Here is a 23,383-nt window from a genome sequence, read left to right as displayed (position 1 = left end):
GTTCCTGCTCCTGCCGGACCGGACCCGGGCCGAGTGCTCGGCCACCAGTCCTCGGCGGACGGATCGTCCGTGGCGATCCACGGGTGCGGCCCGCGCCACTACCCCGCCAGCTCCGCCAGCCACGGATGCCCGGGGTGCAGGCGCTCCAGCCACCCGCGAAGAACCTCCCGCCGCGCCCGGCCCAGCAGCGGCAGCACACCGTCGAAATCCGCCTGATCCTTGGGCCGCGGCGCCTTCGCTTTGAACAGCAGCACCAACTCCGGTACCAGGTAGGGGATTCCGTCCGCCGTCCGCTCGATGATCGCCTCGTACGGCAGCCGCAGGCCCCGCTCCCGCCGGTGGATCCACGTTGCGCCCGCGTGCGGTTCGCGGAAGACGTCGAACAGGAAACGGCCGCTTGCCGGATCCCGCAGCCAGGTCTGGTGCGTGGCTGCCAGCGCCTCGGCTCCCGCCCCCGCCCAGACCCGGCCCGAACCCACCGCGTCGAACACGTACGCGGGGAAACGGTCCCGGATCTCCGGAAATCCCGCGGCGGGCACCGCGATCTCCAGATCGCCGTGCGGCCGCGACTGCCCACCGCGGAACAAGTCCAGCGCCCACCCCGCCGCGATGCACCAGGGCGTACCGACCCCGCCCAACCGCTCCGTGACCTGTTCCGGCCGCCAGGCGTCCGCCCACCGGGCATCCAGTTCGTCCGCATCCAGCACAACGCCGCCGGGCGGCAGGGACTCGCTCATCGGCACAACCTACTGCCGCGACCCGACCCGAGGGCGGCCGGAGGTGTCAAGAATGCGGCTCTGTCGCGAATTCGTGGACACCCCGGCTGAAGGAGACACCGGTGAGCTCGCTGACGGACCGCCAGATCGGGCCGGTTCCCGGCGCATCGGTCTCGTCGCAGCCGGGTGCGGCCGATGCCTCGGACCCGGGGCCGAGGAAGAACACCGGCGCATCGGATGCGGTGGTGCCGGCCGCCGGGCCGGCGGCGGTCTGCGACGGCAGCGGCGGCGACGGCAGCGGCGGCGACGTACGGGTTCGCGCGGGCCGCCGGCAACGGCACCGGCGCGGCGCCTTCACCGAGCTCCTCGACGCCGCCGCGCACCCCCCCGGCGGCCTGATCACCCCGCCCGGCCCGCATGCGGGGGCCCGACCGGAAGAGCCCGCAAAAGGGCCGGACAGGCCGGCGGATGCCACACGCCCGCCGGCCTGTCACCACCACCCGGACCACCGGAACGACCGCCTCAAAACCGGCCCGGTGGATCCGGACCCGGCAGCCCACCGCGAGCCGAGCCCCTTACCGGTCGTCCCGCGCATAGCCTGGGCCCATGAGCAGCTACCACGGCCCGGCCGTCGTCATCCACGGCGGCGTGGAGATCCCCGTCGAGGCGGATCTTCACGCCGAACACCCCGCCGGGGACCTGTTCACCTGGCGGGGCACCATCCAGGCCGTGGCGAGCGCCGATCGGGACGCGGAGATCTGGGAACTGCCGGCCAGCCACTGGGGCATCCTGCGTCTGCCCGGTGGCCGGGAGGGTCATTTCATGGCCACGGGGAACGTGGTCGGCGAGGGCCGGCTGGAGGTCAAGGGCAGCGGCACCGAACCGTTCTGACATCCCGGAGCCTCCACCGGAGCGGGGGCCCACGCGCTCCCGCCCTGCGCCGGCCGAACCCACTGAGCAGGCTCGCACCGAGGGCTGCCACGCGCAGACCTGACAAGGCACCGAAGGGCGCCGTCAAGGAGCCTGCCGCGGCCTGAGGCGCACCGGCCCCCGAAGATCAGTTCGCCTGCCCACCCCGAGTCAGACGATCCAGCTCCGCGCCGATCGCTTCCCTCAGGCCATCATGGTGCGGACCGAGCGCGACCTGCGGATCGCCCCGGTTCTCCCGCAGGTGCAGCCACACCGGCAGGTGGACGAGATCTGCCGGCTCCCACGCGTGCGGCACAGCCCTGCCCGGGGCGCCGTCGACGGGTGGCGGACCAAGTGACGAGCAACCAGGTGAAGCCACGCCTGGAACCGTTGCCGGGTCGTCCCCAAGCCGCACGGGGTGCCGGAGCAGGCCGTGGAGTTCGTGCACCGCACGGGTGGAGCTGCCGGAGCCGGCGGACGCCTCCGGACGCGCAGCCCAGCGGCACCGGGCACGTGAGTGAGGGAGTCGTGCGGCATGCGCGACGACGGGCCGGCCAGGGGGCGCCCGACGCGACGGCCGTAAGGGCGTGCGACGCTGGTGCGATGTCGCTCGCCCCCGACCCCGCGGAGCCGATAACGCCCGACCCGGTACGTGAGCTGCCGGACACGCTGCTCATCCAGTCCTGGCTCGACCTGTCATTCCTGCACTGGGCCGCCGACCCCGCGGACGTGGCGCCGCTGCTGCCGTCCGGGACCGTGCCGGACACGCACGACGGGCTCACCTACATCGGCCTGGTGGCGTTCCGGATGTACCGGGTGGGCTGGTTCAGGGGGCCGGGCATCCCGTACCTCGGCACCTTTCCGGAGACCAACGTGCGGCTCTACTCGGTGGACCGGCACGGCCGGCGCGGCGTGGTGTTCCGCTCGCTGGAAGCCTCCCGGCTGCTGCCGGTGGCCGTCGCCCGCAGCGCCTTCCGGTTGCCCTACGTGTGGGCCCGGATGGCGATCCACCGCCACGCGGACACCATCAGCTACACCAGCAGCCGACGCTGGCCGGGGCCGCGCGGGGCGCGCTGCCGGATCGCGGTGCGCATCGGCGAGCGGATCGAGGAGCCGACCGCCCTCGAACACTTCCTGACCGCCCGCTGGGGCATGCACAACGCCTTCTTCGACCGACCGGTGTATCTGCCCAACACCCATCCGCGCTGGCCGCTCCACCGAGCCGAACTCCTGCACTGTGAGGACGAGTTGGTAGCAGCCGCCGGGCTGCCTGCGCCGGCCGGGCCGCCGGTGAGCGTGCTGTATTCCCCCGGCGTGCCGGTCCGCTTCGGCCGTCCCGCGCGGGCGGGCGGCCTGCCTGCCCCCTGAGACCGCGCAGGCGGCGGCTGCGTCCGCATCGCACACCGACACTGCTTCCGGGCCGGACCGCGCCCGACCCGTCTGCGACCGGGGCGGACCGGCGCGACGGGTGGGCACCGGTCGGAGTGTCAGCAGGGCCTGCCACGATACCCGCATGCTCGCCACCCGCCCTGACCTGGGCCGCACTGCCGAACCGACCAGCACCGGCCATCCCGGCCGCACCCACCGGAACACCCACGGGACCTACGGGACCGACGGCACCGAACTGGCCGACCGGACCGCCCCCGGGAGCGAGGACGCTCCCCTCACCGCCCTGCGCGGCGACTTCGAGGTGCACCTGACCGTCCGTCCGGGGGCGGCCGACGCCCTCGCCCACTGGGCGGCCGGGAAGGGCCTGAAGTTCACCCACATCCTGCTGGACCGGGGCGCGGCCGTGTCCCAGCCGATGCTCACGCTGCGCAGCTCCGGCTCCTTCGCCGAGGTCGCCGAGGTGACCCGGCGGACGGCGGAGCAGGTGACCGAGGCGGGGTTCGCGGTCCTGCGGGTGAAGGTCGAGGCCGTTCCGTGGGCGGCCGGGGTCCCGCAGTCGGACGCGGACGCGGCCCGCCTCGGCGCCGACCGCTACTTCGAGCACCACGTCAAACTGCTGCTGTCCGAAGCCGATGACACCAACGCCCTCGCCGAGCTGGCCGCCCGCCACAGCGCCCATCTGTCCCGCAACGCCCGCCGCGTCCGCGCCGACGGACTGCGGGAGCGGTTCGTGACCCAGCGCTGCCGCCTGACGGGGCTGGCCACCGCCGGCCGGCGACTGGACGCGCTGGTCGCCGAACTGACCGCCGAAGGTCACCAAATCGCCTCCATGGAACGTGAGTTCGTCGCACTGGACAGCGACGAGACGCTCGACGCGGGCTGGATAGACGAGAACGACACCACCGAGAACGACACCACCGAGCAGGACCGAGAGAGAGAACCGCGATGACCAGCCACCACAACGACCGGACCGACCAGGCAGACCAGAGCACCCGGACCGACCAGGCCGACCAGAGCGCCCGGGCCGACCTGACCGACCGGGCCGGCCAGAGCGACCTGACCGACCTGACCGACCAGGCAGACCAGAGCGACCAGGCCGACCAGGCCGACCAGAGCGCCCGGGCCGACCGGGCCGGCCAGTGGGACGACCTCGGCTACGGGCCCTGGGAGGAGGCCGTGCTGCCCAAGCACGCCCCGGCCGAGGAGACCCGCGCACGACTCGACCTGCCCAGGAGCATCCGTCCGATCGACCACGAGACGGTGACCCAGCAGCCGGTCTTCGACCCGGCCCTGGCCGGCTACTCCCGGGCAATACGCCCCAGCGAGCCCGCCTTCACGCAGCCGGAGGCGGCCCAGCACTGGCTCGCCGCCCGCCGCGAGGCACTGAACACCGTCCTGTCCGCCGTGGCCGAGTCCGCCTGGGCCGAGCACCTGGTGCTGCGCGGCAGCGTCCTGCTGCGCGCGTGGTACGGCGAGGCCGCCCGCGAACCCGGCGACCTCGACTTCGTCGTCCGCCCCGAGGACTGGCAGCTGGACGACCCCCGCACCGACCGGATGCTCGGCGAGATAGCCGCCGCCGCGGAGCGCCTGTCCGGCCGGGTACGGCTGCACGCCGACCAGGCAGCCGCCGACGAGATCTGGACCTACAGCCGGATCCCCGGCCGACGCCTGGTGGTGCCGTGGTCGGCACCGGGCGTCCCGGGCGGCACCGTCCAGCTGGACTTCGTCTTCACCGAACACCTTCCGGCCGAGCCGCAGCCGGACCGCCTTCCCGGGGTGAGCGGGTCGCTGCTCACCGCGACGCCGGCACTGTCACTGGCCTGGAAGATCCTCTGGCTGATCTCGGACAACCATCCGCAGGGCAAGGACATGTACGACGCCGTCCTGCTCGCCCGGTCCACCGAGGTGCCGTACGAGCTGCTGCGGCAGGTGTTCACGGAGTCGGACGAGAGCTGGGGCCGCTATCCGGTGACGCCCGACCAGGTCGCCGAACTCGACGTGGACTGGGACGAGTTCGCCAAGGACTACCCGCAGCTGGCGCAGTCAGGGGAGGAGTACCCGGCCCGGCTGCTCGCCCTGCTCGGCCCGACCTTCGCCGGCCGGACCGAGTACGCGCTGCGCGCGCTCTGGCTCGCGCCGCTGGTCGAAGAGTTCCAGGAGGTGCTGGCGCGGACCGGGATCGACGGGGTGCAGCAACTGATGGCCGAGCGCCACCTGCTGATGGCCAACTCCCTGGTGATCACGCGCGAGTTGCTGGGCTGCGACCTCGCGGAGGCCCACCGGCTCGTGGCCGCGCACCGGGCCGACGCGCCCCGGCGCGCCAGGGAACTGCGTGCCGCGGTCGACCGCTTCGCGGCGGAGCTCCCCGCGGAGGGCCCCGGAGCCTGAGCGGCGCCGGCGCCTCGACGGCGTGGGCCTCGACGGCCGGGGCCTGCCACGGCTCCTGGCCGGGGCCGCGCACCCACACCTCGTCCTGGAGTGCGTAGCGGCAGGAGGTGCCGTTCTCCTCGGGGGCGGCCGGCGCGGCGGCGTCCTCGAGACGGGCGGTCGCGGCGGCGGCCTGCCCGGGAGGACTCCGCCTCGGCACCGAGGTGGCCGGGGCGGGTGCCGACGTTCAGGCTCGCCCTCGGCGAGGACGAGCCTGAGCGGTGGGCTCGGCGATGGTGAAGTCCGCACGGCCGGGGCGGCGCTTGGCCGGGGCGGCGCCGAACAGCCCGGAGCGGAACGCGGCGGAGCCTTCGAGGCCGGCGGCACGCAGGGCGGGCCGAACGCGGGACATGGCGCTCTCCCCGTCCGAAGCGCTGCATCGACACCTGTCGATACGGCGGGCTTGCCTCTCTGAATAGATGACTGTCAACATAGACGTATGTCGAAATCAGAGCTGGTCGTCCTCGGGCGGGACGACGCCGTGGTGTGCGGCTCGCCGATGGTCCGCGAGCCGCTGGGGGAGGAGGCCGCCGTCGACCTGGCGAAGATGTTCAAGGCGCTGTCGGATCCGGTGCGGCTCCGGCTGCTGTCACTGATCGCCTCGCACGAGGGCGGTGAGGCGTGCGTCTGCGACCTGACCGGCCCGTTCGACGTGTCCCAGCCGACCATCTCGCACCACCTCAAGGTGCTGCGCGAAGCCGGCCTGGTCGGCTCCGAGCGCCGCGGGACCTGGGTCTACTACTGGGTGCTGCCCGCGGCCCTGGCCAGGCTGTCCTCCCTGCTGCAGGCGCCGGCCGGCACGGCCGCTGCGGGCACCGGGGGTTCGGGATGACGCAGACGGCGCCGCTCGGCCGCCGCGCCGCGGCGGAGTTCGTGGGGACCGGCGCGCTGGTCGCGGTCGTGGCCGGCTCCGGCATCCAGGCCACGAAGCTGTCCCAGGACGTCGGCGTGCAGCTGCTGGCCAACTCGCTGGCGACCGTGTTCGGCCTCGGCGTGCTGATCGCCCTGCTCGGCCCGCTCTCCGGTGCCCACTTCAACCCGGTCGTCACCCTGGCCGCCTGGTGGAGCGGCCGCGGCGGTGAGGGCCCGACGGGGCGCGAGGCCGCCGCCTACATCGCGGCGCAGGTCGCGGGAGCGATCGGCGGCGCGGTGCTGGCCGATGCGATGTTCGCCGAACCACTGGTGCGCTGGTCCACCCACGACCGGTCGGCCCCGCACCTGTGGCTGGGCGAGGTCGTGGCGACCGCCGGACTGGTCCTGCTGGTCTTCGGCCTGGCCCGCACCGCACGCGCGCACTTCGCTCCGGTGGCGGTCGCCTCCTACATCGGGGCGGCGTACTGGTTCACCTCCTCGACCAGCTTCGCCAACCCCGCCGTGACGGTCGGCCGGGCGTTCACCGACACGTTCGCCGGCATCGCCCCCGGCTCGGTGCCGGCGTTCGTGGCCGCCCAGCTGGTCGGCCTCGTGGCCGGCGTCGTCCTGGTCGCGGCGCTGTTCGGCCGTCCGGCACCCGCCGGTGAGGACGTCACCGTCCCGCGCGGCGAGCACCACCCGGCCGCCTCCGGCCGCTGAACTCCCCACCCGTACCTGCCATGAGGAAGAACCCGTGAGCACTCCCGCCGTCCCCACCGTGCTGTTCGTCTGCGTGCACAACGCCGGCCGCTCCCAGATGGGCGCCGCCTTCCTCGCCCACCTCGGCGGCGACCGGGTGCAGGTCCGCTCGGCCGGCTCCGCGCCGGCCGAGACGGTGAACGCGGCCGTCGTCGAAGCCATGAGGGAAGTCGGCATCGACATCTCCGCCCAGACGCCCAAGGTCCTCACGGTGGAAGCCGTCGAGGCGTCCGACGTGGTGATCACCATGGGCTGCGGCGACGCCTGCCCGTACTTCCCCGGCAAGCGGTACCTGGACTGGAAGCTCGACGACCCGGCCGGCCAGGGCGTGGACGCCGTCCGCCCGATCCGCGACCGGATCGAGCAGCGCATCCGCGGCCTGCTCGCCGAACTCGGCATCGAGGCCGCCGCATGAGCATCGCCGCGGTGACCGTCGCGGCGATGCTCCCCGAGCACGCCGACCGGGTGCTGGAGATCCACCAGCTCGGGATCGACGGCGGCGACGCCACCTTCGAGACCACCGCACCGAGCTGGCAGGCATTCGACGCCTCGCACCTCGCCGAGCACCGCCTGGCCGCCCTCGACCGGGCGGGCCGCGTGATCGGGTGGACCGCCGTCGCGCCGGTCTCCACCCGGTGCGCGTACGCCGGGGTGGTCGAGCACTCGGTCTACGTCCACCCCGACGCCCGGGGCCTGGGAGTCGGCCTCGCACTGCTGCGGGAGCTGCTGGCCTCCACCGACGCCGCCGGGATCTGGACCGTCCAGTCGGGCATCTTCCCCGAGAACACCGCCAGCCTCGCTCTGCACTCCCGGGCCGGCTTTCGCGTGGTCGGCACCCGCGAACGCCTCGGCCGCCACCACGGCCGCTGGCGCGACGTCATCCTCGTCGAGCGCCGCAGCCCCGTCATCCCCTGACCAGTCGCATCATGCCCGTCGCCCGCCTGACGACGGGCACCGCTCCACGGGGCGGAGCCGGCAGACACTCCGCGAGCCCCGACATCGCGAACTGCCAATAGGTCCGGTGGGTCTGAGGACACGGCCGTCGATTCCACCGCCGGGCGCACCGAACCAGCGGCGCGCCCGGCGCGGCGGCAGCTCGGCGATCCGCTGCTCCAGCGCCTCCACCGCCAGACCGGCCGGAGCCAGCCATGGCACCGCGCCCCCCAAGGCCGTCGCAACACCTGGTTGTTGGTCGTGGAGTCCGGTCACAGAACCGGACCCACACGGAGGCACCGCGGCGCGGTGTGTGACAGAACCGTTTACAGCGTGACTCCTGCGTCAGGCAGGCTGCGCGGATGACCTCCTTCGAATTCCCGAGGCGACAGCCGACCCGGTCATTCAGGGAGTCGAAGGCCGTCCGGGCATCACCCATGTCGAATACCTGCGCCTGTCCATCGCCTGGGGCGGGATGCCGGGCTGGTCGTTGAACCCCGACCGGGCGCCCGCCGGCCTCGCGGCGCTCCGAACCCGCCCCGACCTCTGAACTCGAGCCACGAGCAGCTTCTCGGACACCCTCGTTGCGTTGGCAGGGCCGAACATCGGAACTACTCGCCAACCCCCGTAGTCGGAGAGGTTCGCCGGGTTGGGTGGTCATGCAGCAGCGGCGAGCGGTCGGCCGCCCCGGCGGATGCCTCTCCCGCTGTGGGCGCGGGCGCGCTCACAGCGTCAGGCAGCCGGGACGTCGAGGAGCAGGCAGTGCGCCAGGGGCTGTGACGCAGTTCACCGGGAAAAGGTGACAGGGTGTTGTCGCGGACGGCTGCGACTGTCGACGCATGACGATCACAGACGAGGACTGCCTCGCCGAGACCCTGGCATTCAACGCACAGTTCGAGGCCGCCTCCGCGACCCGCCCGACCCGCCCGCGAGTACTGGACGCGACCCTGCTGGCGTTCCTGCGGCGCAACCGCCTCGGAGGCGACACGCCACCGGTGAGACTGCCGCAGGGCCAAGACCGCGTCGTCGCCGGCGGGGTGAAAGTCCGCGCATTCGTGCCGGACCACGTCGACGGCGTGTACCTCCACATCCACGGCGGCGGCTGGGCGTTCGGCTCCGCGGACGGGCAGGACGAGCGGCTGTGGCGCATCGCCGAGCAGAGCCGGCTGGCCGTGGTGAGCGTGGACTACCGCCTGGCGCCCGAGCACCCGTTCCCCGCCGGACCCGACGACTGCGAAGCGGCCGCCCGATGGCTCGTGGACCACGCCGAGGCCGAGTTCGGCACCCGACGGCTGCTGATCGGCGGCGAATCGGCCGGCGCCCACCTGAGCGTCCTGACCCTGCTGCGCCTGCGCGACCGGCACGGCATCACCGGCGCGTTCCGGGCGGCCCACCTGCTTTTCGGCCCGTACGACCTGTCGATGACACCGAGCCAGCGGCTGTTCGGCTCCAGGCAGCTGCTGAGCAACACCGACTCCATACAGGGGAGTTATGAACTCTTCACCCCGGGCATGGAGGCGGAGCAGCGCCGCGACCCGGGCATCTCGCCGCTGTTCGCCGACCTGACCGGGCTGCCGCCCGCCCGGATCGTCGTCGGCACCGAGGATCCGCTGCTGGACGACTCGCGCTTCCTGGCAGCGCGCTGGCAGGAAGCCGGGGCGAGCGTTCAACTCGGCGTCGTCGCCGGCGCGATGCACGGCTTCACCCTGTTCCCGCTGACCATCACCGAGCGCGAACAGCAGCGCGAGCGGGACTTCCTGGCCGCCGCGTGACGGTAGCGTCAGCGTCGTGAACCGCACTCCCCGACTCTACGCACTGGTGGAAGAGCTACGCGCGGCGGCGCCGCGACCGCTGACGGTCGCGACGCTAGCCGCGCGGTTCGAGGTCAGCACGCGCACCGTGCAGCGCGACCTCCAGGCGCTCATGGACGCCGGCGTCCCGGTGCGCACCACACCGGGGCGGGGCGGGGGCTGGTCGATCGACCCGGCGATGACCCTGCCCCCGATCCGTTTCACCACCGACGAGGCCTCGGCGCTGGTCGCCGCACTCGCCGCGTCCGACGCCTCCGCCCCGTACGCCGGTGCGGCCCGCACGGCGTCCCAGAAGATCGCGGCCTCGATGACCGGTCCCGCCACGGTCGCCGCCCAGCAACTCGCCGCCCGGATCGTCGCACTGCCGGCCGCCCGGACCGCGGAGCCGGTCCGCACCGCGGTGGAACAGGCCCTCACAACCGGCTCGGTGCTGCGGCTGTCCTACGTCGACGCGGCAGGGCGGGAGAGCGAGCGTGCGGTGGAACCGGCCGGACTGCTCACCGCCGACGGCAAGTGGTACCTCATCGCCTGGTGCCGCACACGGTGTGCCGGCCGGGGCTTCCGGCTGGACCGCATCACGGGTGCGGCGCCGACCGGCGAACAGGCGCCGCCCCATGACCTGGCCGGCCTGCTGCGCGGCTCGGCCGCCGCCGGTGCGGTGCGGCCCACCGCGCTGGCCTCACTCACACCCCCACCATGAGGACCCGAAAGCACCACCGGCCCGGGCAGACCGTTCCGGTCACGGCACCGGCGTTCCACGGCGCCGGGCATGCCCTCGGGGTGTGCACACCGTGCTCCGCCGGGCCCAACCGGCCGCATCCGATCACCGAAGACATCAAAACCACCCGTCTGCGGGGCAGGTGACAACTCCGGTGCCCGGGCGGCGACAACTGCCGCTTGCAGGACCCGCGCCAGACCAACCGGGCGGTCCGATGCGGTGACCATGGCGCAGGCCCGGCCCCGTACCCGGGCGTGCGTGGCCGGTCCCGGCCACGCAGCGGGGTACGGGGCCGGCCGCCCCGGGGAACTCGGGAGGCGACAACCCGCACCGGTCGGGCGAAGGCACGGCACAGACGGCTGCCCCCGCCCTCACCGCTCCCGTCCTCGCCGCTCCCGCCCTCACCGCCCTCGCACCCGGCACGATCGTGCCTGACGTGAGAGGGGCCGGGACCGGTGTGAGACTGGGCGCGGAAAGGGGTGATCCCCGTGGCGGACCCACCGCACACGCCCGCCGGCCTCGACGCCGCCGTCGACGAGAACCGGCTGGAAGAGCTGATCATCGAGGCACAGACGGCCCTGCCGTTCGAACTGCCCGACCTGGCGAACCGCTGCGCCTCGGCCCTGGGCCTGGACACCGCGCTGATCTACCTCGCCGACCTGCAACAACGGCTGCTCATCCCGCTCGCCGAGGAATCGGAGCCGCTGCCGGTGGACCGCTCGCTGGCCGGCTGGGCGTACCGCACGGTCTCCCCGCGGGTGGCCGCCGCCGACGACGGCGTGATCGTCTGGATGCCCCTGGTCGACGGTGCGGAACGGCTGGGCGTGCTGGCGGTGCGGTGTGCCTCGCTCGACGGGGTGCGGATGCGCCGCAGCCGGATGCTGGCCCACCTGTTCGCCATGCTGATCACCTCCAAGCGCGCCTACAGCGACTGGCTCGCCGCCCGCACCCGCACCGCGACCATGCGGCTGCCCGCCGAGATGCTGCGGGCCTTCCTGCCACCCGCGACCGTCGGCAGCAGCAAGTGCGTCTCGACCGCGGTCCTGGAACCGGCGTACGACATCGCCGGTGACGCCTTCGACCACTCGGTGGTCAAGAACGTGCTGCACACCATGATCCTCGACTCCATGGGCCACGATCTGGCCTCCGGCCTGACCACGTCGGTCGCCATGGCGGCGGCGCGGAACGCCCGCCGCGGCGGCGGCGGCCTGGCCGACGTCGTCGGCTCCGTCGACCAGGCGCTCACCCAGTGGCTGCCCGACCATTTCTCCACCGGCGTGCTGTGCCGGCTCGACGCGGACACCGGGGTGCTGCACTGGGTCAACTGCGGTCACCCGCCGCCGCTGCTGATCCGTGGCGAGCGGGTGCTCGAGGGGGCGCTGGACAGCCCCCCGCAGCCCCCGATCGGCCTGGCCGGCCAACTCGGCCCGGTGGCCCGCCAGGTCCACGAGACGACACTGGAACCGGGCGACTGCGTCCTGCTCTACACCGACGGCGTCGTGGAGGCACGCGACGCGGACGGTGCGGAGTTCGGCCTCGACCGGTTCACCGACTTCATCATCCGCTCCTCCGCCACCGGCCAGCGCCCGGCCGAGGTGCTGCGGCTGCTCATCCACGCCATCCTCGACCACCAGCGCAGCCAACTGCGGGACGACGCGACCATCCTGCTCTTCGAATGGCGCCCGCAGCGCTGGTGACGCGGCACTGCGCCGGGCCTCGTTCCGACGGGCCGTGAGGTGTCCGGGCCCGAGCGCCGTGCGGGGTGCGGCATCCACCGCCCGGGTCCCGCCGGGCGTGAGGCGTACCCGCCACCGCCGGCTCCCGCGCCCTGGCCTCGCCGTCCACCGGTCTCATGGAGACGGGGCAGTTGTCCCGTGTCAGTGTCCTGTCCCGTGCGAAGTGCTCGTGCTCTCACGTGGGCTTGTCGGATTCACGGCTGGCCCCGGGTCGGTCACCGCGGTCGGGCCGGGTTGCGTCGCCGGTCTCAGCCTGTTGTCGTGGCCCCGGGCGGTGTGTCCGGCGGTGCAGCCGTACCGTCCGGCCTGCCGGCGTCAGCGGCCTTGACCTGAAGTGCACTTGAGTTTCTAGGGTCGGTCGCATGATCTTCACCGAGAGGGAGCGCGAGTACCTCGCCGCCCAGCCGCTGGCCCGCCTGGCGACCACCGGTCCCGACGGCGGTCCGCAGGTCCGCCCGGTGGGCTTCCGGTTCAACGACGACGGCACCATCGACATCGGTGGGCCGGCCATGGCCCGCAGCCGGAAGTACCGCAACGCGCAGGCCCGTCCCGATGTCTCCGTGCTGGTGGACGACCTGGCCCCGGCCGACGACCCGGTCGCGGGAGGGTGGGGGCGCGGCGTCGAGATCAGGGGCCGGGCCGAGGTGCTGACCGTCGACGTGCCGCCCGTGTCACCCGACCACTTCAGCAAGGACATCATCCGTGTCCACCCCCGGCGGGTCATCACCTGGAACCTGGAGGCGCGGGGGAGCGCCGCCCGCGACGTCGGGTGACCCGGGGCGGTCGCCGCGGGCCTCGGCTCGGGCCGCAGAAGGGGAAGCGGCCGTGGCTACGGCCGGCTCGGCGACGGCAGCACCACCAACCGCTCCACCCCGGGCGCCGCGGCGGGGGCCGACAACTACCTGACCTTCATCGCGGCACCGAGCCACGGGTACCTCGGTCTCGCTGCCTGATCCCCGCGCCCCAGGGTTTTGGGGCCAGCACTCGCAGGGCGCTCGGCGAGCCCGGAACTCCAAACCGAGACCACGGCATGGCGAAGGCCCCGACCGGAAACCGCCAACCGGTCGGGGCCTTCAACTGCCTCAACCGGCTAGGCAGATCCAGGACTCCGACGAGTGTCGGGCGCACCTCCACCGTCCGTGTGTACGGGGCGCAAGGCGTCAGACCTGATGGTCCAGCAGCGGTTCGCGATATCCGGTCCGGCAGGTCGGCTGGGCGGCCGGGAGGGTAAGCACCGCCTTGCCGCGCAGCTCTCGCCGGGCCAGTGCCGTGAGGGCGTCCGCCGTCCGTTCCCAGTCCTGGACCAGCCCGATCCGGGGGTTCAGGCGGCCGGCGGCGACCAGACGGACCAGGAGAGTGAGATCGGTGGCCATGGAGGCGTCGGGGTTTCCGCTGATCAGGCCGATGAGCCGCCCGTTCCAGCCCTGGGCGTAGAAGTCGGAGATGCTCAGCGCGGTCGGTCCCCCTATGTTGCCGTACAGGATGGCCGCGCCCTGCGGGGCCAGGAGGCGGACAGCGTCGGCAAGTCGAGGGCCGCCGATGCCGTCCAGGACAAGCTGGAAGGGGCCGAGGCCCGGCAGCTGGTCGAGCCGGGTGACCACCTGGTGTGCCCCCGACTCGTAGGCGTCCCCGGCGCGTTCGGGGCTGCTGACCTGGGCGGTGACCCGGGCTCCCGAGGCGGCGGCGAGCTGGACGGCGAACTGGCCGACTCCGCCGGTCGCGCCGGTGACCAGGACCTCTGCGCCGAGGACGGAACCGCCGTGCCGGAGCGCCCGCAGAGCCGTCACCCCGGCGATGGGCAGAGTGGCCGCCTGCTCGAAGGAGACGCCGGGATCGAGTACGGCCGCGGTGTGAGCCGGTACCGCGATCCGCTCCGCCCAACCGCCCTGTTCGAGGCGGACGACCACGCGGCTGCCCTCCGCGGGTCCGCTGCCGTCGGCGGCGGCGCGCAGCACCTCGCCGGCGACGTCCTGGCCGGGCCGCCAGCCGTCGGGCCGTCGGCGGATGAGGTTGAGCTCGTCGTGGTTGAGGACGAAGGCCCGTACTGCGAGCACGAACTCGTCCGGTGCGGGGTCGGGTTCGGGGAGGCCGTCGGTGAGCCGCAGGCCGGCTGCGGCGGCCGGGTCGGTGAGGTAACCACGCATGGAGGTGCTCCGTAATAGCGGATGTCAGGCGGAGACGGGAGTCTTCTGGACGGGGGTCTTCTGGACGACGGAGGCAGGGCCGGCGGTCGGCCAAGGGAGCAGCGTGACGAGGGCGGTCGCGGCGGCGAGCAGCAGGACACCGATCCAGGCCGTCAGTTCGGCGGCGGAGGCGAAGTCGGCCCGGCCGGGGCGTGCACCGAGTGCGGTGAAGAACACCGCGCCGAGAGCGGCGACGCCGGCCGCGGTCGAGAACTGCTGAGTGGTCGTGAGGATGCCGGATGCGGCGCCCGCCTGCGTCGGACGGATTCCGCCGAAAACCGCACCCATCAGCGAGGGCATCGTCAGCCCGCTGCCCAGGCCGAACAGCGCCAACGGGATGATCAGCAGCGGGGTGTCGATCCTGGCTCCTGCCGCCCGGAGTTCGAGGGCGAAAGTCAGCATGGCGAGGGTGCTGATCGCGTTGCCCGCGAGGAGAACCCTGACCCCGTACCGGGCGACCAGCCGTCGGCCGAGCAGCGAGGCGGCCATCGTGGCCGCGCCCATCGGCAGGAACGCCAACCCGGCGTGCAGCGCGTCCAGTCCGAGGCCGGACTGCAGCAGCAGGGTCATCACCAGCATCAGGCTGCCGAAGGAGACCATGACCACCACGTTGATCAGCAGGCCGATCGAGAAGGACCGGGTACGGAACAGCGTGAGATCGAGCAGCGGTCCGGCGCCGCGCCGGGCCAGTCGGCGTTCCCAACGCAGAGTGGCGGCCACCACCGGAACGGAGGCGGCCAGCGAGATCCAGCTCCACAGCGGCCAGCCCTGCTCCCGCCCGATCACCAGCGGCACCAGCGCCAGCGCGACGGAGGCGGAGACGCCGAGCGCGCCGACCGGATCCAGCTCGGGGCGGGCGACGGGCGTGCGCTGCGGCAGCAGCCGGGCCGCCAGGGCGACGGCGGCGATGCCCACCGGCACGTTGACCAGGAAGATCACCCGCCAGCCGAGCCCGAGCAGGTCCGCCTGGAGCAACAGCCCGCCGAGCACCTGCCCCGCGATACCACCGACGCCGAGGGTCAGGCCGAACCACGACAGCGCACGCGGCCGCTCCTCGGCCGGGAACGACCCGGTGATCAGCGCCAGCACCTGGGGAGCCATCGCGGCCGCCGCCAGGCCCTGCAGCAGCCGCGTGCCGACCAGCTGGGCCGGGGACTGTGCCAGCCCGCACAGCAGCGAGGCCAGGGTGAAACCGGCCATGCCCAGCAGGAACATCCGGCGGTGGCCGAAGAGGTCGCCGAGCTTGCCGCCGGTGACCATGCCGCTGGCGTACGTGAACCCGTAGCCGCCGACGACCAGTTCCAGCGCCGCCTGACCGGCGTGCAGGTCGAGCGCGAGCGACGGCGCCGCGACGTTCACGACCATGTAGTCGAACGAGGCCATGAAGGTGGCCAGCAGAATCACCGGAAGCGTCCGCCACCGGCGTGGATCGAAGGTGCTCATCCTCAAGCCCTCTCGGCTCTGTGTTCAGGCGGTGCCGATCACCGCCCGAAGAGAGTCGCGCGGAAGGCCCTTCGGCCACATGGGGCGGATTGCCTAGGTGCCTCTTCAGATCAGATACGGATCGCCTGAGTAGGATTCAGGCCGATGATCAGCCAACCTGCCCAGCCGCCCCTCCTCGCCCGGGCGGCGGAGCTCTCCGCCCTGACCGACGCCTACGGGCACGCCGTCGCCGCCGGGCCGGTCACGGTCCTCATCGGCGGCGAGGCCGGCATCGGCAAGTCCCGGCTGGTCAGCGAGTTCACCGCAGGACTGCCGGCCCGCACGCTGCTCGGCGGCTGCCTCGCGCTCGGCGCGGACGCCTTGCCGTACGCGCCCTTCGTCGCCCTGCTGCGCAACCTGGTGAGGGAGTTCGGCGTGGAGTGGGCGGCCGGACTGCTGCCCGGCGGCGGGCGGCGCGGGCTGGCGCACTGGCTGCCGGAGCTGGGCGAGCCAACAGCGGTGCCGGACTCCTACGGTCGGGCGCGGCTGTTCGAGGAGGTGCTGACCCTGATCGAGGCGGCGGCAGGGGAGCAGCCCCTGGCGATCGCAGTGGAGGACCTGCACTGGGCCGACGCCTCCAGCCGTGAGCTGCTGCTCTTCCTGGTCCGCAACCTGAGCCGCCCCGGTGTGCTGCTCCTGGGCACCTACCGGTCCACCGATCTTGACGAAGGCCATCCACTGCGGTCGCTGCTGACCTCACTGAGCCGACTCGACCGGGTCCGCCGGGTGGACCCGAAGCCGCTGCAGAGGTCGGATGTAGCCGAATGGCTGACGGCTCGTCGGCGCGATCCGGCGCGAGCCGACGAGATCCACCGACGCAGCCAGGGGAACCCGCTGTTCGTCGAGGCGCTGGCGGAATCCGAAGGCCCGGCCACCCCCACCCCGCTGCGGGACCTGCTCCTCTCCGGATTGCGCGAACTTCCGGACCAGGGACGCCGGATGGTCCGCGCCGCGTCGGCCGCAGACGGCGCCGTCGGGCACCCGCTGCTCGCCACGGTCACCGGACTGGACGAACTGCTGCTGGAGGACCTGCTGCGCCCGGCTGTCGAACGACGGCTGTTGGTACCGGTCGGCGACGGGTACACCTTCCGTCACGCGCTCATCCGCGCTGCCGTGTACGAGGACCTGCTGCCCGGCGAGCGAGCCCGTCTGCACGCGAGGTACGCGCGGGCGCTCGCCGCCGACCCGGCTCTGGCCCCGGCCGGGCAGGTGAGTGCGGCGCTGGCGGCCCATTGGCACGCCGCCGGCGACCACCCGCAGGCCCTCGAAGCCGCCTGGCGTGCCGCCGCCGTCGCCCGCGACGGGCACGCCTACGCCGAGCAGTTCAGACTGCTCGAGCGCGTACTGGAACTGTGGGCGCCTGATGCAGCGCCAGGAATCGGCGTGGGCCGGGATGCCGTCCTGAGGGCGGCGGCGCGAGCCGCCCTCGACGCGGGCGAGGCGGAGCGCGGCATCGTCCTCGCGACGGCGGCGCTCGCCGAGACCCGTGAACCCGAGCGGGCGGCGTTGCTGCTGGAGGTCCGCAGCCTGCTCGAGCACCGCAGTGGCCGTGACGGACTGGACGACCTCCGGGAGGCCGTACGCCTTGTCCCTGCTGCGGCAACCGCCGTGCACGGGCGGTTGCTCGCGACCCTCGCCAGCCGCCTGTGTGTGCTCTCCCGCGACCGGGAGGCCCTCGACCATGCCGAAGTCGCCCTCCAACTGGGTCGCGCCGCCGATGATCCCGGGGTACAGGCACTGGCGCTGGCCACCCTCGCCGCACTCGCCTCGCGCGCCGGTGATCCTGCGTCCGCCCGGGCCCACTGCGAAGAGGCGACCCGGCTGGCCACCGAGGCCGGTGACGACGACACGGTCGTGCTCGCCGCCGTCGTGGACTCGCTGGCGCTGAAGGCGGCCGGCGCATACGCCGAGGCCACGACGGTGGCACGAAACGGGCTCGACAGCGCCCGCCGGGTCGGCCTGGCCGGCAGCCGGGGTGCTGTCCTTGCCGCAGTTCTCGCCGACTCGCTGTTCTGCCTCGGCCGCTGGCGCGAAGCGCGCGAGACCGTCCAGGACGCGCTCGCCCAGGACCCGCCAGCGCTCTATCAGGCCGTACTTCTGACCAACCTCGGAGCCCTCTCCCTCGCCGAGGGCGACACCGCTGCTGCCGCCAAGGCCGCCGCCGACGCAGACCGGCTCATCGCCCCGGACTACACCGGCCTGGAGTTCCTGCTCCCACTGCGCGACCTGCAGTGCCAGACCGCCCTCGCCAACGGCGACCACGAGGAAGCCGGCCGCCTGCTCGGGCGGCTGCTCGCCGACCCCGAACTCGGCCACCAGCCGACGCTTGCCTGGCCGCTGATCCACACCGGCCTGCGGATCGCCGAGGTACAGCGTGCCCGTGGTGCAGGAGACAAGCAACTGCGGTCAGTGGCAGAAGAGTTGCTGACGCGGCTGGGCGAGATCGGTGACCGGCTCGGCACAACCGGGCCGGTGCAGGAGGCCCAGAGAGCCTCCTTTCGGGCCTGCATCGGAGGCGACCGGGCCGACCACGGGACGGCCCTTGCCGCCTGGCGCGCTCTGGGGCACCCCTACCCGCTCGCCGAGGCCCTGCTGAAGGCCGCCGAAGCTGAACTGAGGTCCGGCGCCCGGCCGGTCGCCGAGGCATACCTCCGCGAGGCAGGCGCCACTGCTTCCGTGCTCGGCGCGACCCCGCTGCGCCGCGAGGCCGAACTCCTCGCCGCCCGAGGCCGCGTCTCACTCGACACCCCGGAGCTCGACCGCCCCGACGGGCTCGGCCTTACACCCCGCGAGACGGAGGTGCTGCGGCTGGTGGCGGAAGGACACAGCAACCGGCGTATTGCCGAGGACCTGTTCATCTCCGCCAAGACGGCCGGTGTGCACGTCTCCAACATCCTGGCGAAGCTGGCAGTCACCTCCCGCACGGAGGCCGCCGCCCTGGCCCACCGACTCCGCCTGTTCGAGTGAGCCGGTAGCGCGTCAACGGCAGCGAGCCGACCGGACCTGTTCGATCCGATCCGCGAGCACGGCAACAAGCCGCGCTGCGCGCCGAGGCGATCCGCCAACGACTCGCGCTGCTCGCGGGCGAGGGGGCTGGCCCATCGACGGTCGTCCTCAACACGGGCCATGTCCAGCAGGGGGGAGGCAGTGAGGCCGGCCTGGACGTACAGCAAGGTGGCGGCCGCGGCCGCGTTCTGCTGCTGCGGGGCGGCGCCGACGGGCGGGCAGGCCCGGTGTCACGTTCACCCTCGCACCATGCCGCCCGGCACTCACCCCGCAGATCCCTTTCGGCATGTCGCATATGCCTCACGTGCCTACACGGCGATCAAGGGCGCGACCTGCAGGAGAACCACCGCGACCCCGGATGACCGTGGATCCGCTCGGACAGGACCGGCCGGACGGCTCCTGGCCGGCACCGGGCAGCACCGGCAACCTCAAGTGGGACAACCGCGCGCAAGTGCCCGTGAGGGACGACATCAGCCGGGACACCGACATGGCTCCAGCTCACTCGTTCTTGCGGCAGCGGCCCGGGTCACCGCCTCGACCACCGGCAAGATCAAACGGGACGGGACACCCGTAGGGGCGAGGCAAGCGGACTCGCGGCGACCGGCGAAGGGTTCACCATTTCGGGGCCGTGTGGCGGGGAAACCCGGTGTGCCGGTGTCGTGATCAGTAGCGTGCGGGGCGTCAGTATCCGAACGGTACGCCCACGCCGGTGCGCGGGGCTGCCCACGATCACGCAGCCAACCGGACGGAAACCGGAGCGACGACCACCTCCGGGCTTCCCGTCGCAGCCAAGGAGTCCCAGTGTCCGACGCCTACGTCCTCCTCAACGGCAACACGGCCGAGATCAACCTTCCTGCCGGCACGCAGGTCATCGTCAAGGCGAAGAGCAACTCGCGCTTCACCCAGAAGCTGGCGGTCACCAGCAAGGACGGCGGCGCGGACTACCTGTTCACCGGAAACGGAGAACACAACGCCGTCATCGGGCAGGCGACCATCACCGGTGTGAGCCAGCTCCAGGCCACCTTCGAGTACGGCGACGACGGGGGCGCCTTCCGCCCGAGCAGGCTCAACAGCGGTGGCCCGTACGAGATCGGTTCCTACAACCTGATGGTGATCGTCGCCGAGAACGGAGACGACAGCGACTACAACGACGCCATCCTCGAATTCAGCTGGTACACCCCGAAGCAGTAGGCAGGCGACCGACGCATCCAGCCTCCCCCAAGGAGTGGGCCGGCAGCGGCCGGTGCGGCTGCTGCCGGCCCGTCCTGCCTGCCGTCCGTCGGCGTGATCGCTGCCTTCCTGTGGGCAGTGCTCGGCAGCCTGGCGGGCAGAGGCGCGATCGCGGGCGCCCGGGCCCGTTCAGCGGCGCCGGCGCGGCGCCTGCGGTGCAGGCGAGTTCGGCGGCCGGGCGCACCGCGGCGTCGGGGCGGTCGGCGAAGCCGTGCTCCGGGCGCGGGCGGTGCTCGGGGCGCGGGGTCGGGTCGAGGGGCCGCAGGACCGTCGGCCACCGCCGTGGCACCGGAGGAGTGTCCAGGGTGTCCGCGATGAAAAAATGTGGCCCCGGGGTGTGACGCGAGAGGCGGTTCGCGGCGTGTAAGGAAGTGAGGCGTTCCGCTGTGGACGCCCGACTCGCCTTGTAGGAGTTTTCCTGATGTTCCGTCATATCGGCTCTGCCGCCGTCGGCGTGGCCAGTGCAACCCTCATCCTGACCGCGTTCGGCGCTACCGCCGCGTCGGCGGCCCCGCAGGCCGCCCGCGCGGGCGGCGCGGTCTCGGCGGCCCCGTCGGCGGCCGACTGCGGGGGCAACCCGAACCATCTGCGGATCCTGCAGGCCATCGACGCGAGCCCCTCCGGCAGGTCACTGACCGCCCAGGAGACCAAGTACTCCTGCGGTGACGACGACGGCCAGTTCACCCCGGTGGGGAAGCCCAAGAAGTTCACCTTCGCACCCGGTGCCAAGGCCACCCTGCTCAACGGCATCCACCAGCGGCAGGTCAGCCTGGCCGACCTCCTCGGACGCGTCCACACCTGCAAGAGCAGCAGCGGTGCCGTCCACTACCCGGCCTCCTGCAACCGCCAGTACGGGATCACCGTTGACAAGACCGGCGCGATCACCGCCATCGCCCAGCGCTACCACCCCTGATCCACTCGTCCCTCCGGGCGCCGGCCGGCCCCCGGAGGGACGAGCACGCGCGTGAAGGGCGCCGGCCCGTCGGCATGGCACCGGGGGAGTGGCCGCCCGGCGGCCGACGCCGGGCAGCACAGAACCCACCGCCGCATCGACTGCGAGGACGGCCCGGCAGGACCCGGCCGCGAGAACGTCCGCATCACCTCGATCGGCGCTGGCGGCATCACCGAGATCCGGCACAGCCCCCAGCGGCCCACCTGCACGACCGGACGGATCCTGTCGGAGGCCGGCGCGGAGGGGCTCAAGGAACAGGACGCCTGGGCCAAGGACGCCTTCCCCGCCGCCCACCAGCGACTCCAGTGGACACCGCAGCCGCCGTCCCGGCCGACAACCCGGTGAACCGGCCCCAGAGCGGTTCGGTCAGCCATGCCGGCAGCACAGGCACAGGTCTCCTCGGTGATCACAGAGCGTCGCAGCTCCATGGTCACGGGACCTGTGCCTGCGCCGGTTTCGTTCACGAGGAACCGACAGCACCCGGGCCGGGTACGGGTGCTGCGGGCACATCGGCCGCGCAGCAGCCTTGTCCGGGTCAGTTCTCGCTGTGTTCGGCGAGGGTGTGGGCGACAAGGGCGTTGGCGTGCCCGTGGCCGAGTCCGTGCTCGGATTTGAGCCAGGCGACGAGCTCCATGTGCTTGGTCAGGGGCGAGGTGCGGATCAGGTCCTTCCACTGCTCGATCGGGCGGCCGTACTTCTTCTCGATCGACGGGAAGTAGCTGGCGGGGCCTTTCACCGGTGCGGTCATGACGCGGCATCCTGTCTGTCCGAGTGTGATGGTCTTGGGTGTTGGTGTACGGGGCGGGAGGCGGAGCCGCTACCGCGGCGCGGTCGAGGCGAGGCCGGCCAGCCGGGCGATGACCGCGGTGAGCGCGAGCAGGCCGAGGCCCGCTCCGGCGGTGAAGGCCGCCACGGTGGTGGCGGAGCCGGCGAAACCGGCGATGACTCCCACCGGCACGATGCGGCAGGCCAGGGCCCATCCGCGCCGGCCGTGCGAGGCGAAGTGCCGGGCCAGCACGAAGAACGCGGCGCACAGCGCGAGGTAGCCCGCCGTGCCGCTGAGCATGTGGACCGTTCCGTGCGCGCTCATCGTGGCCGGACCGTCCGGCGTACCGGCTGGGAAGCCCGCGCCGGGGTCCGCGGTGAACACCCCGGCGAGCAGGAAGGATGCGCCGAAGACGCCGATCAGCCGCGGTGCCCAGGTGCCACCGGTGGTGTGGCCGATCGCCCGTCGGGTTCCCGCCGCGCCGGCTGTGACCAGCACGCCCGTGAGCAGGAAGCTGGCGACCTGGATCCAGCCCAGGGAGCCGAGACTGAGCTGGCTGATGGCGTTTCGGGTGAAGTCGAAGCCGCCTCGGCTGAGGCCCTCGATCACCCCCACCCCCAGGAACAGCGGACCCGCCACGGCGCCGCTGATCAGCAGGGCGCGGGTGGCGAGCGGAGTCGAGGCAGGGCGGCCCGTGAACGGAGCGCCGATCGCCTGAGTCATGAAGATTCCCCCTGTACCGAGGCCGAGCTCGGAACTTGACGACCCAGTAGTTCAGAACTGGACGGTACAGTACTCAATGTAGAACTGGACTGTCCAGTACTGTCAGGGCTCTGGAGGAGACATGGAAGCCAACGAACCCGGCGGCCGCTCGGCCCGCAAACATCAGGCGATCATGGAGGCCGCGACAACGGCGTTCATGGCCAAGGGCTACGCCGGCACGAGCATGGACGACATCGCCAAGCTGGCCGCCGTGTCCAAGCAGACGGTGTACAAGCACTTCGCCGACAAGGAGAAGCTGTTCGCCGAGATCGTCCTGGCCACCACCGACCGGATCGAGGCCATGATCGACCTGGTGGCCGACATCCCCACCGAGGCCGACTCGCTGGAGGAGAACCTGCTCCGGCTGGCCCGCCAGTTCCTGACCACCCTCACCCGGCCCGAGGTGCTCCAGCTGCGGCGCCTCATCATCGCCAACGCCGACACCTTCCCCGATCTGGGCGCCGCCTGGTACGAGCAGGGCTTCGAGCGGGTACTGGCCACCCTGGCCGACACCTTCCGCCGCCTGGCCGACCAGGGCCTGCTGCGAATCGACGACGCGCTCCTGGCCGCGAATCACTTCTCCGGCCTGCTGTTGTGGATCCCCGTGAACAAAGCCATGTTCCACGGCAGCTCACAGCACACCCAGCCCGAACTCGACCACCACGCCGACGCCGGCGTCCGGGCCTTCCTCGCCGCCTATCGCTGACCCCGGCCACCGAACCGGACCGCCCCCGGCGATCCGTTCGCTGTCG

Annotated in this window: 24 protein-coding genes; 17 read left to right on the top strand and 7 right to left on the bottom strand. The window is 72.7% G+C overall.

The window, feature by feature from the left end:
* Window positions 1–98: 98 nt before the first annotated feature.
* Both ACFC1R_RS21250 and ACFC1R_RS21245 read right to left on the bottom strand, forming a co-directional pair.
* Entirely contained in the window at window positions 99–737 is a 639-nt protein-coding gene (locus tag ACFC1R_RS21250) for a nucleotidyltransferase domain-containing protein (protein ID WP_375940781.1), read from the bottom strand.
* 46 nt (window positions 738–783) lie between these two features.
* The gene (locus tag ACFC1R_RS21245) at window positions 784–1,074 is read right to left on the bottom strand and encodes a hypothetical protein (RefSeq protein ID WP_375940779.1); all 291 of its coding nucleotides are present in this window, start codon (window positions 1,072–1,074) and stop codon (window positions 784–786) included.
* A 248-nt stretch (window positions 1,075–1,322) separates the two neighbouring features.
* On the opposite strand from ACFC1R_RS21245, the gene ACFC1R_RS21240 reads away from it, so the two are divergent.
* The 4 genes from ACFC1R_RS21240 to ACFC1R_RS21225 all read left to right on the top strand — a co-directional run bounded on the left by ACFC1R_RS21240 (window position 1,323) and on the right by ACFC1R_RS21225 (window position 5,402).
* Window positions 1,323–1,607, top strand: coding sequence for a hypothetical protein (locus tag ACFC1R_RS21240; RefSeq protein WP_375940777.1), 285 nt, complete (start codon window positions 1,323–1,325; stop codon window positions 1,605–1,607).
* A 621-nt stretch (window positions 1,608–2,228) separates the two neighbouring features.
* A complete protein-coding gene (locus tag ACFC1R_RS21235; RefSeq protein WP_375940775.1) occupies window positions 2,229–2,993 on the top strand; it encodes a YqjF family protein in 765 nt (254 codons plus the stop codon).
* 145 nt (window positions 2,994–3,138) lie between these two features.
* The gene (locus ACFC1R_RS21230) at window positions 3,139–3,963 is read left to right on the top strand and encodes a hypothetical protein (RefSeq protein WP_375940773.1); all 825 of its coding nucleotides are present in this window, start codon (window positions 3,139–3,141) and stop codon (window positions 3,961–3,963) included.
* Window positions 3,960–5,402, top strand: coding sequence for a nucleotidyl transferase AbiEii/AbiGii toxin family protein (locus tag ACFC1R_RS21225; protein WP_375940771.1), 1,443 nt, complete (start codon window positions 3,960–3,962; stop codon window positions 5,400–5,402). The genes ACFC1R_RS21230 and ACFC1R_RS21225 overlap by 4 nt, the downstream gene beginning before the upstream one ends.
* A gap of 226 nt (window positions 5,403–5,628) precedes the next feature.
* On the opposite strand, the gene ACFC1R_RS21220 is transcribed toward ACFC1R_RS21225, so the two are convergent.
* Window positions 5,629–5,793 carry a hypothetical protein gene (locus tag ACFC1R_RS21220; protein ID WP_375940769.1) on the bottom strand — a complete coding sequence of 55 codons (165 nt, stop codon included), beginning with the start codon at window positions 5,791–5,793 and terminating at the stop codon, window positions 5,629–5,631.
* An 87-nt stretch (window positions 5,794–5,880) separates the two neighbouring features.
* On the opposite strand from ACFC1R_RS21220, the gene ACFC1R_RS21215 reads away from it, so the two are divergent.
* The 8 genes from ACFC1R_RS21215 (at window position 5,881) to ACFC1R_RS21180 (ending at window position 13,023) form a co-directional block, all read left to right on the top strand.
* Window positions 5,881–6,273 carry an ArsR/SmtB family transcription factor gene (locus tag ACFC1R_RS21215; protein ID WP_375940767.1) on the top strand — a complete coding sequence of 131 codons (393 nt, stop codon included), beginning with the start codon at window positions 5,881–5,883 and terminating at the stop codon, window positions 6,271–6,273.
* Window positions 6,270–7,013 (top strand): aquaporin, encoded by a 744-nt coding sequence (locus ACFC1R_RS21210; RefSeq protein ID WP_375940765.1) that lies wholly within the window; start codon window positions 6,270–6,272, stop codon window positions 7,011–7,013. The genes ACFC1R_RS21215 and ACFC1R_RS21210 overlap by 4 nt, the downstream gene beginning before the upstream one ends.
* A gap of 34 nt (window positions 7,014–7,047) precedes the next feature.
* A complete protein-coding gene (locus ACFC1R_RS21205) occupies window positions 7,048–7,467 on the top strand; it encodes an arsenate reductase ArsC (RefSeq protein WP_375940763.1) in 420 nt (139 codons plus the stop codon).
* Window positions 7,464–7,967, top strand: a complete 504-nt coding sequence (locus tag ACFC1R_RS21200) for a GNAT family N-acetyltransferase (protein ID WP_375940761.1) — start codon at window positions 7,464–7,466, stop codon at window positions 7,965–7,967. Before ACFC1R_RS21205 ends, ACFC1R_RS21200 begins: the two co-directional genes overlap by 4 nt.
* 857 nt (window positions 7,968–8,824) lie before the next feature.
* Window positions 8,825–9,757 carry an alpha/beta hydrolase gene (locus tag ACFC1R_RS21195; RefSeq protein WP_375940760.1) on the top strand — a complete coding sequence of 311 codons (933 nt, stop codon included), beginning with the start codon at window positions 8,825–8,827 and terminating at the stop codon, window positions 9,755–9,757.
* A gap of 16 nt (window positions 9,758–9,773) precedes the next feature.
* The gene (locus ACFC1R_RS21190) at window positions 9,774–10,496 is read left to right on the top strand and encodes a helix-turn-helix transcriptional regulator (RefSeq protein ID WP_375940758.1); all 723 of its coding nucleotides are present in this window, start codon (window positions 9,774–9,776) and stop codon (window positions 10,494–10,496) included.
* A 497-nt stretch (window positions 10,497–10,993) separates the two neighbouring features.
* A complete protein-coding gene (locus ACFC1R_RS21185; protein WP_375940756.1) occupies window positions 10,994–12,211 on the top strand; it encodes a PP2C family protein-serine/threonine phosphatase in 1,218 nt (405 codons plus the stop codon).
* Between the two features lie 401 nt (window positions 12,212–12,612).
* Window positions 12,613–13,023: a PPOX class F420-dependent oxidoreductase gene (locus ACFC1R_RS21180; protein WP_375940754.1), complete on the top strand. Its 411-nt coding sequence runs from the start codon at window positions 12,613–12,615 to the stop codon at window positions 13,021–13,023.
* A gap of 387 nt (window positions 13,024–13,410) precedes the next feature.
* On the opposite strand, the gene ACFC1R_RS21175 is transcribed toward ACFC1R_RS21180, so the two are convergent.
* Window positions 13,411–14,394, bottom strand: coding sequence for a zinc-binding dehydrogenase (locus ACFC1R_RS21175; protein ID WP_375940752.1), 984 nt, complete (start codon window positions 14,392–14,394; stop codon window positions 13,411–13,413).
* A gap of 24 nt (window positions 14,395–14,418) precedes the next feature.
* Window positions 14,419–15,876: an MFS transporter gene (locus ACFC1R_RS21170; protein ID WP_375940750.1), complete on the bottom strand. Its 1,458-nt coding sequence runs from the start codon at window positions 15,874–15,876 to the stop codon at window positions 14,419–14,421.
* Between the two features lie 144 nt (window positions 15,877–16,020).
* Between ACFC1R_RS21170 and ACFC1R_RS21165 the strand changes: the two genes are divergently transcribed.
* The 4 genes from ACFC1R_RS21165 (at window position 16,021) to ACFC1R_RS21150 (ending at window position 21,448) form a co-directional block, all read left to right on the top strand.
* Complete coding sequence (locus ACFC1R_RS21165; RefSeq protein WP_375940748.1) at window positions 16,021–18,882, top strand: AAA family ATPase; 2,862 nt, start codon at window positions 16,021–16,023, stop codon at window positions 18,880–18,882.
* A gap of 840 nt (window positions 18,883–19,722) precedes the next feature.
* Window positions 19,723–20,112, top strand: coding sequence for a fucose-binding lectin II (locus ACFC1R_RS21160; RefSeq protein ID WP_375940746.1), 390 nt, complete (start codon window positions 19,723–19,725; stop codon window positions 20,110–20,112).
* Between the two features lie 460 nt (window positions 20,113–20,572).
* Window positions 20,573–21,064: a hypothetical protein gene (locus ACFC1R_RS21155; RefSeq protein ID WP_375940744.1), complete on the top strand. Its 492-nt coding sequence runs from the start codon at window positions 20,573–20,575 to the stop codon at window positions 21,062–21,064.
* Window positions 21,065–21,115: 51 nt separating this feature from the next.
* On the top strand, window positions 21,116–21,448 hold the full coding sequence (locus ACFC1R_RS21150) for a hypothetical protein (RefSeq protein WP_375940742.1): 333 nt from the start codon (window positions 21,116–21,118) through the stop codon (window positions 21,446–21,448).
* 190 nt (window positions 21,449–21,638) lie between these two features.
* On the opposite strand, the gene ACFC1R_RS21145 is transcribed toward ACFC1R_RS21150, so the two are convergent.
* Window positions 21,639–21,851 (bottom strand): DUF4287 domain-containing protein, encoded by a 213-nt coding sequence (locus ACFC1R_RS21145; protein ID WP_375940740.1) that lies wholly within the window; start codon window positions 21,849–21,851, stop codon window positions 21,639–21,641.
* A 69-nt stretch (window positions 21,852–21,920) separates the two neighbouring features.
* The gene (locus ACFC1R_RS21140) at window positions 21,921–22,592 is read right to left on the bottom strand and encodes a DUF998 domain-containing protein (RefSeq protein WP_375940738.1); all 672 of its coding nucleotides are present in this window, start codon (window positions 22,590–22,592) and stop codon (window positions 21,921–21,923) included.
* A gap of 121 nt (window positions 22,593–22,713) precedes the next feature.
* On the opposite strand from ACFC1R_RS21140, the gene ACFC1R_RS21135 reads away from it, so the two are divergent.
* Window positions 22,714–23,337 carry a TetR/AcrR family transcriptional regulator gene (locus ACFC1R_RS21135; protein WP_375940736.1) on the top strand — a complete coding sequence of 208 codons (624 nt, stop codon included), beginning with the start codon at window positions 22,714–22,716 and terminating at the stop codon, window positions 23,335–23,337.
* Window positions 23,338–23,383 lie beyond the last annotated feature (46 nt).

The organism is Kitasatospora sp. NPDC056138, from assembly GCF_042264695.1.
In the GTDB taxonomy this organism is placed as follows: domain Bacteria; phylum Actinomycetota; class Actinomycetes; order Streptomycetales; family Streptomycetaceae; genus Kitasatospora.
This window is presented reverse-complemented; position numbering and strand designations above follow the sequence as displayed.

Coding starts and splice junctions, on each gene's coding strand:
- ACFC1R_RS21145 (WP_375940740.1), bottom strand. CDS start 21,851: ATGACCGCACCGGTGAAAGGCCCCGCCAGCTACTTCCCGTCGATCGAG.
- ACFC1R_RS21230 (WP_375940773.1), top strand. CDS start 3,139: ATGCTCGCCACCCGCCCTGACCTGGGCCGCACTGCCGAACCGACCAGC.
- ACFC1R_RS21195 (WP_375940760.1), top strand. CDS start 8,825: ATGACGATCACAGACGAGGACTGCCTCGCCGAGACCCTGGCATTCAAC.
- ACFC1R_RS21225 (WP_375940771.1), top strand. CDS start 3,960: ATGACCAGCCACCACAACGACCGGACCGACCAGGCAGACCAGAGCACC.
- ACFC1R_RS21155 (WP_375940744.1), top strand. CDS start 20,573: ATGTTCCGTCATATCGGCTCTGCCGCCGTCGGCGTGGCCAGTGCAACC.
- ACFC1R_RS21210 (WP_375940765.1), top strand. CDS start 6,270: ATGACGCAGACGGCGCCGCTCGGCCGCCGCGCCGCGGCGGAGTTCGTG.
- ACFC1R_RS21175 (WP_375940752.1), bottom strand. CDS start 14,394: ATGCGTGGTTACCTCACCGACCCGGCCGCCGCAGCCGGCCTGCGGCTC.
- ACFC1R_RS21170 (WP_375940750.1), bottom strand. CDS start 15,876: ATGAGCACCTTCGATCCACGCCGGTGGCGGACGCTTCCGGTGATTCTG.
- ACFC1R_RS21140 (WP_375940738.1), bottom strand. CDS start 22,592: ATGACTCAGGCGATCGGCGCTCCGTTCACGGGCCGCCCTGCCTCGACT.
- ACFC1R_RS21220 (WP_375940769.1), bottom strand. CDS start 5,793: ATGTCCCGCGTTCGGCCCGCCCTGCGTGCCGCCGGCCTCGAAGGCTCC.
- ACFC1R_RS21135 (WP_375940736.1), top strand. CDS start 22,714: ATGGAAGCCAACGAACCCGGCGGCCGCTCGGCCCGCAAACATCAGGCG.
- ACFC1R_RS21235 (WP_375940775.1), top strand. CDS start 2,229: ATGTCGCTCGCCCCCGACCCCGCGGAGCCGATAACGCCCGACCCGGTA.
- ACFC1R_RS21250 (WP_375940781.1), bottom strand. CDS start 737: ATGAGCGAGTCCCTGCCGCCCGGCGGCGTTGTGCTGGATGCGGACGAA.
- ACFC1R_RS21180 (WP_375940754.1), top strand. CDS start 12,613: ATGATCTTCACCGAGAGGGAGCGCGAGTACCTCGCCGCCCAGCCGCTG.
- ACFC1R_RS21240 (WP_375940777.1), top strand. CDS start 1,323: ATGAGCAGCTACCACGGCCCGGCCGTCGTCATCCACGGCGGCGTGGAG.
- ACFC1R_RS21165 (WP_375940748.1), top strand. CDS start 16,021: ATGATCAGCCAACCTGCCCAGCCGCCCCTCCTCGCCCGGGCGGCGGAG.
- ACFC1R_RS21215 (WP_375940767.1), top strand. CDS start 5,881: ATGTCGAAATCAGAGCTGGTCGTCCTCGGGCGGGACGACGCCGTGGTG.
- ACFC1R_RS21200 (WP_375940761.1), top strand. CDS start 7,464: ATGAGCATCGCCGCGGTGACCGTCGCGGCGATGCTCCCCGAGCACGCC.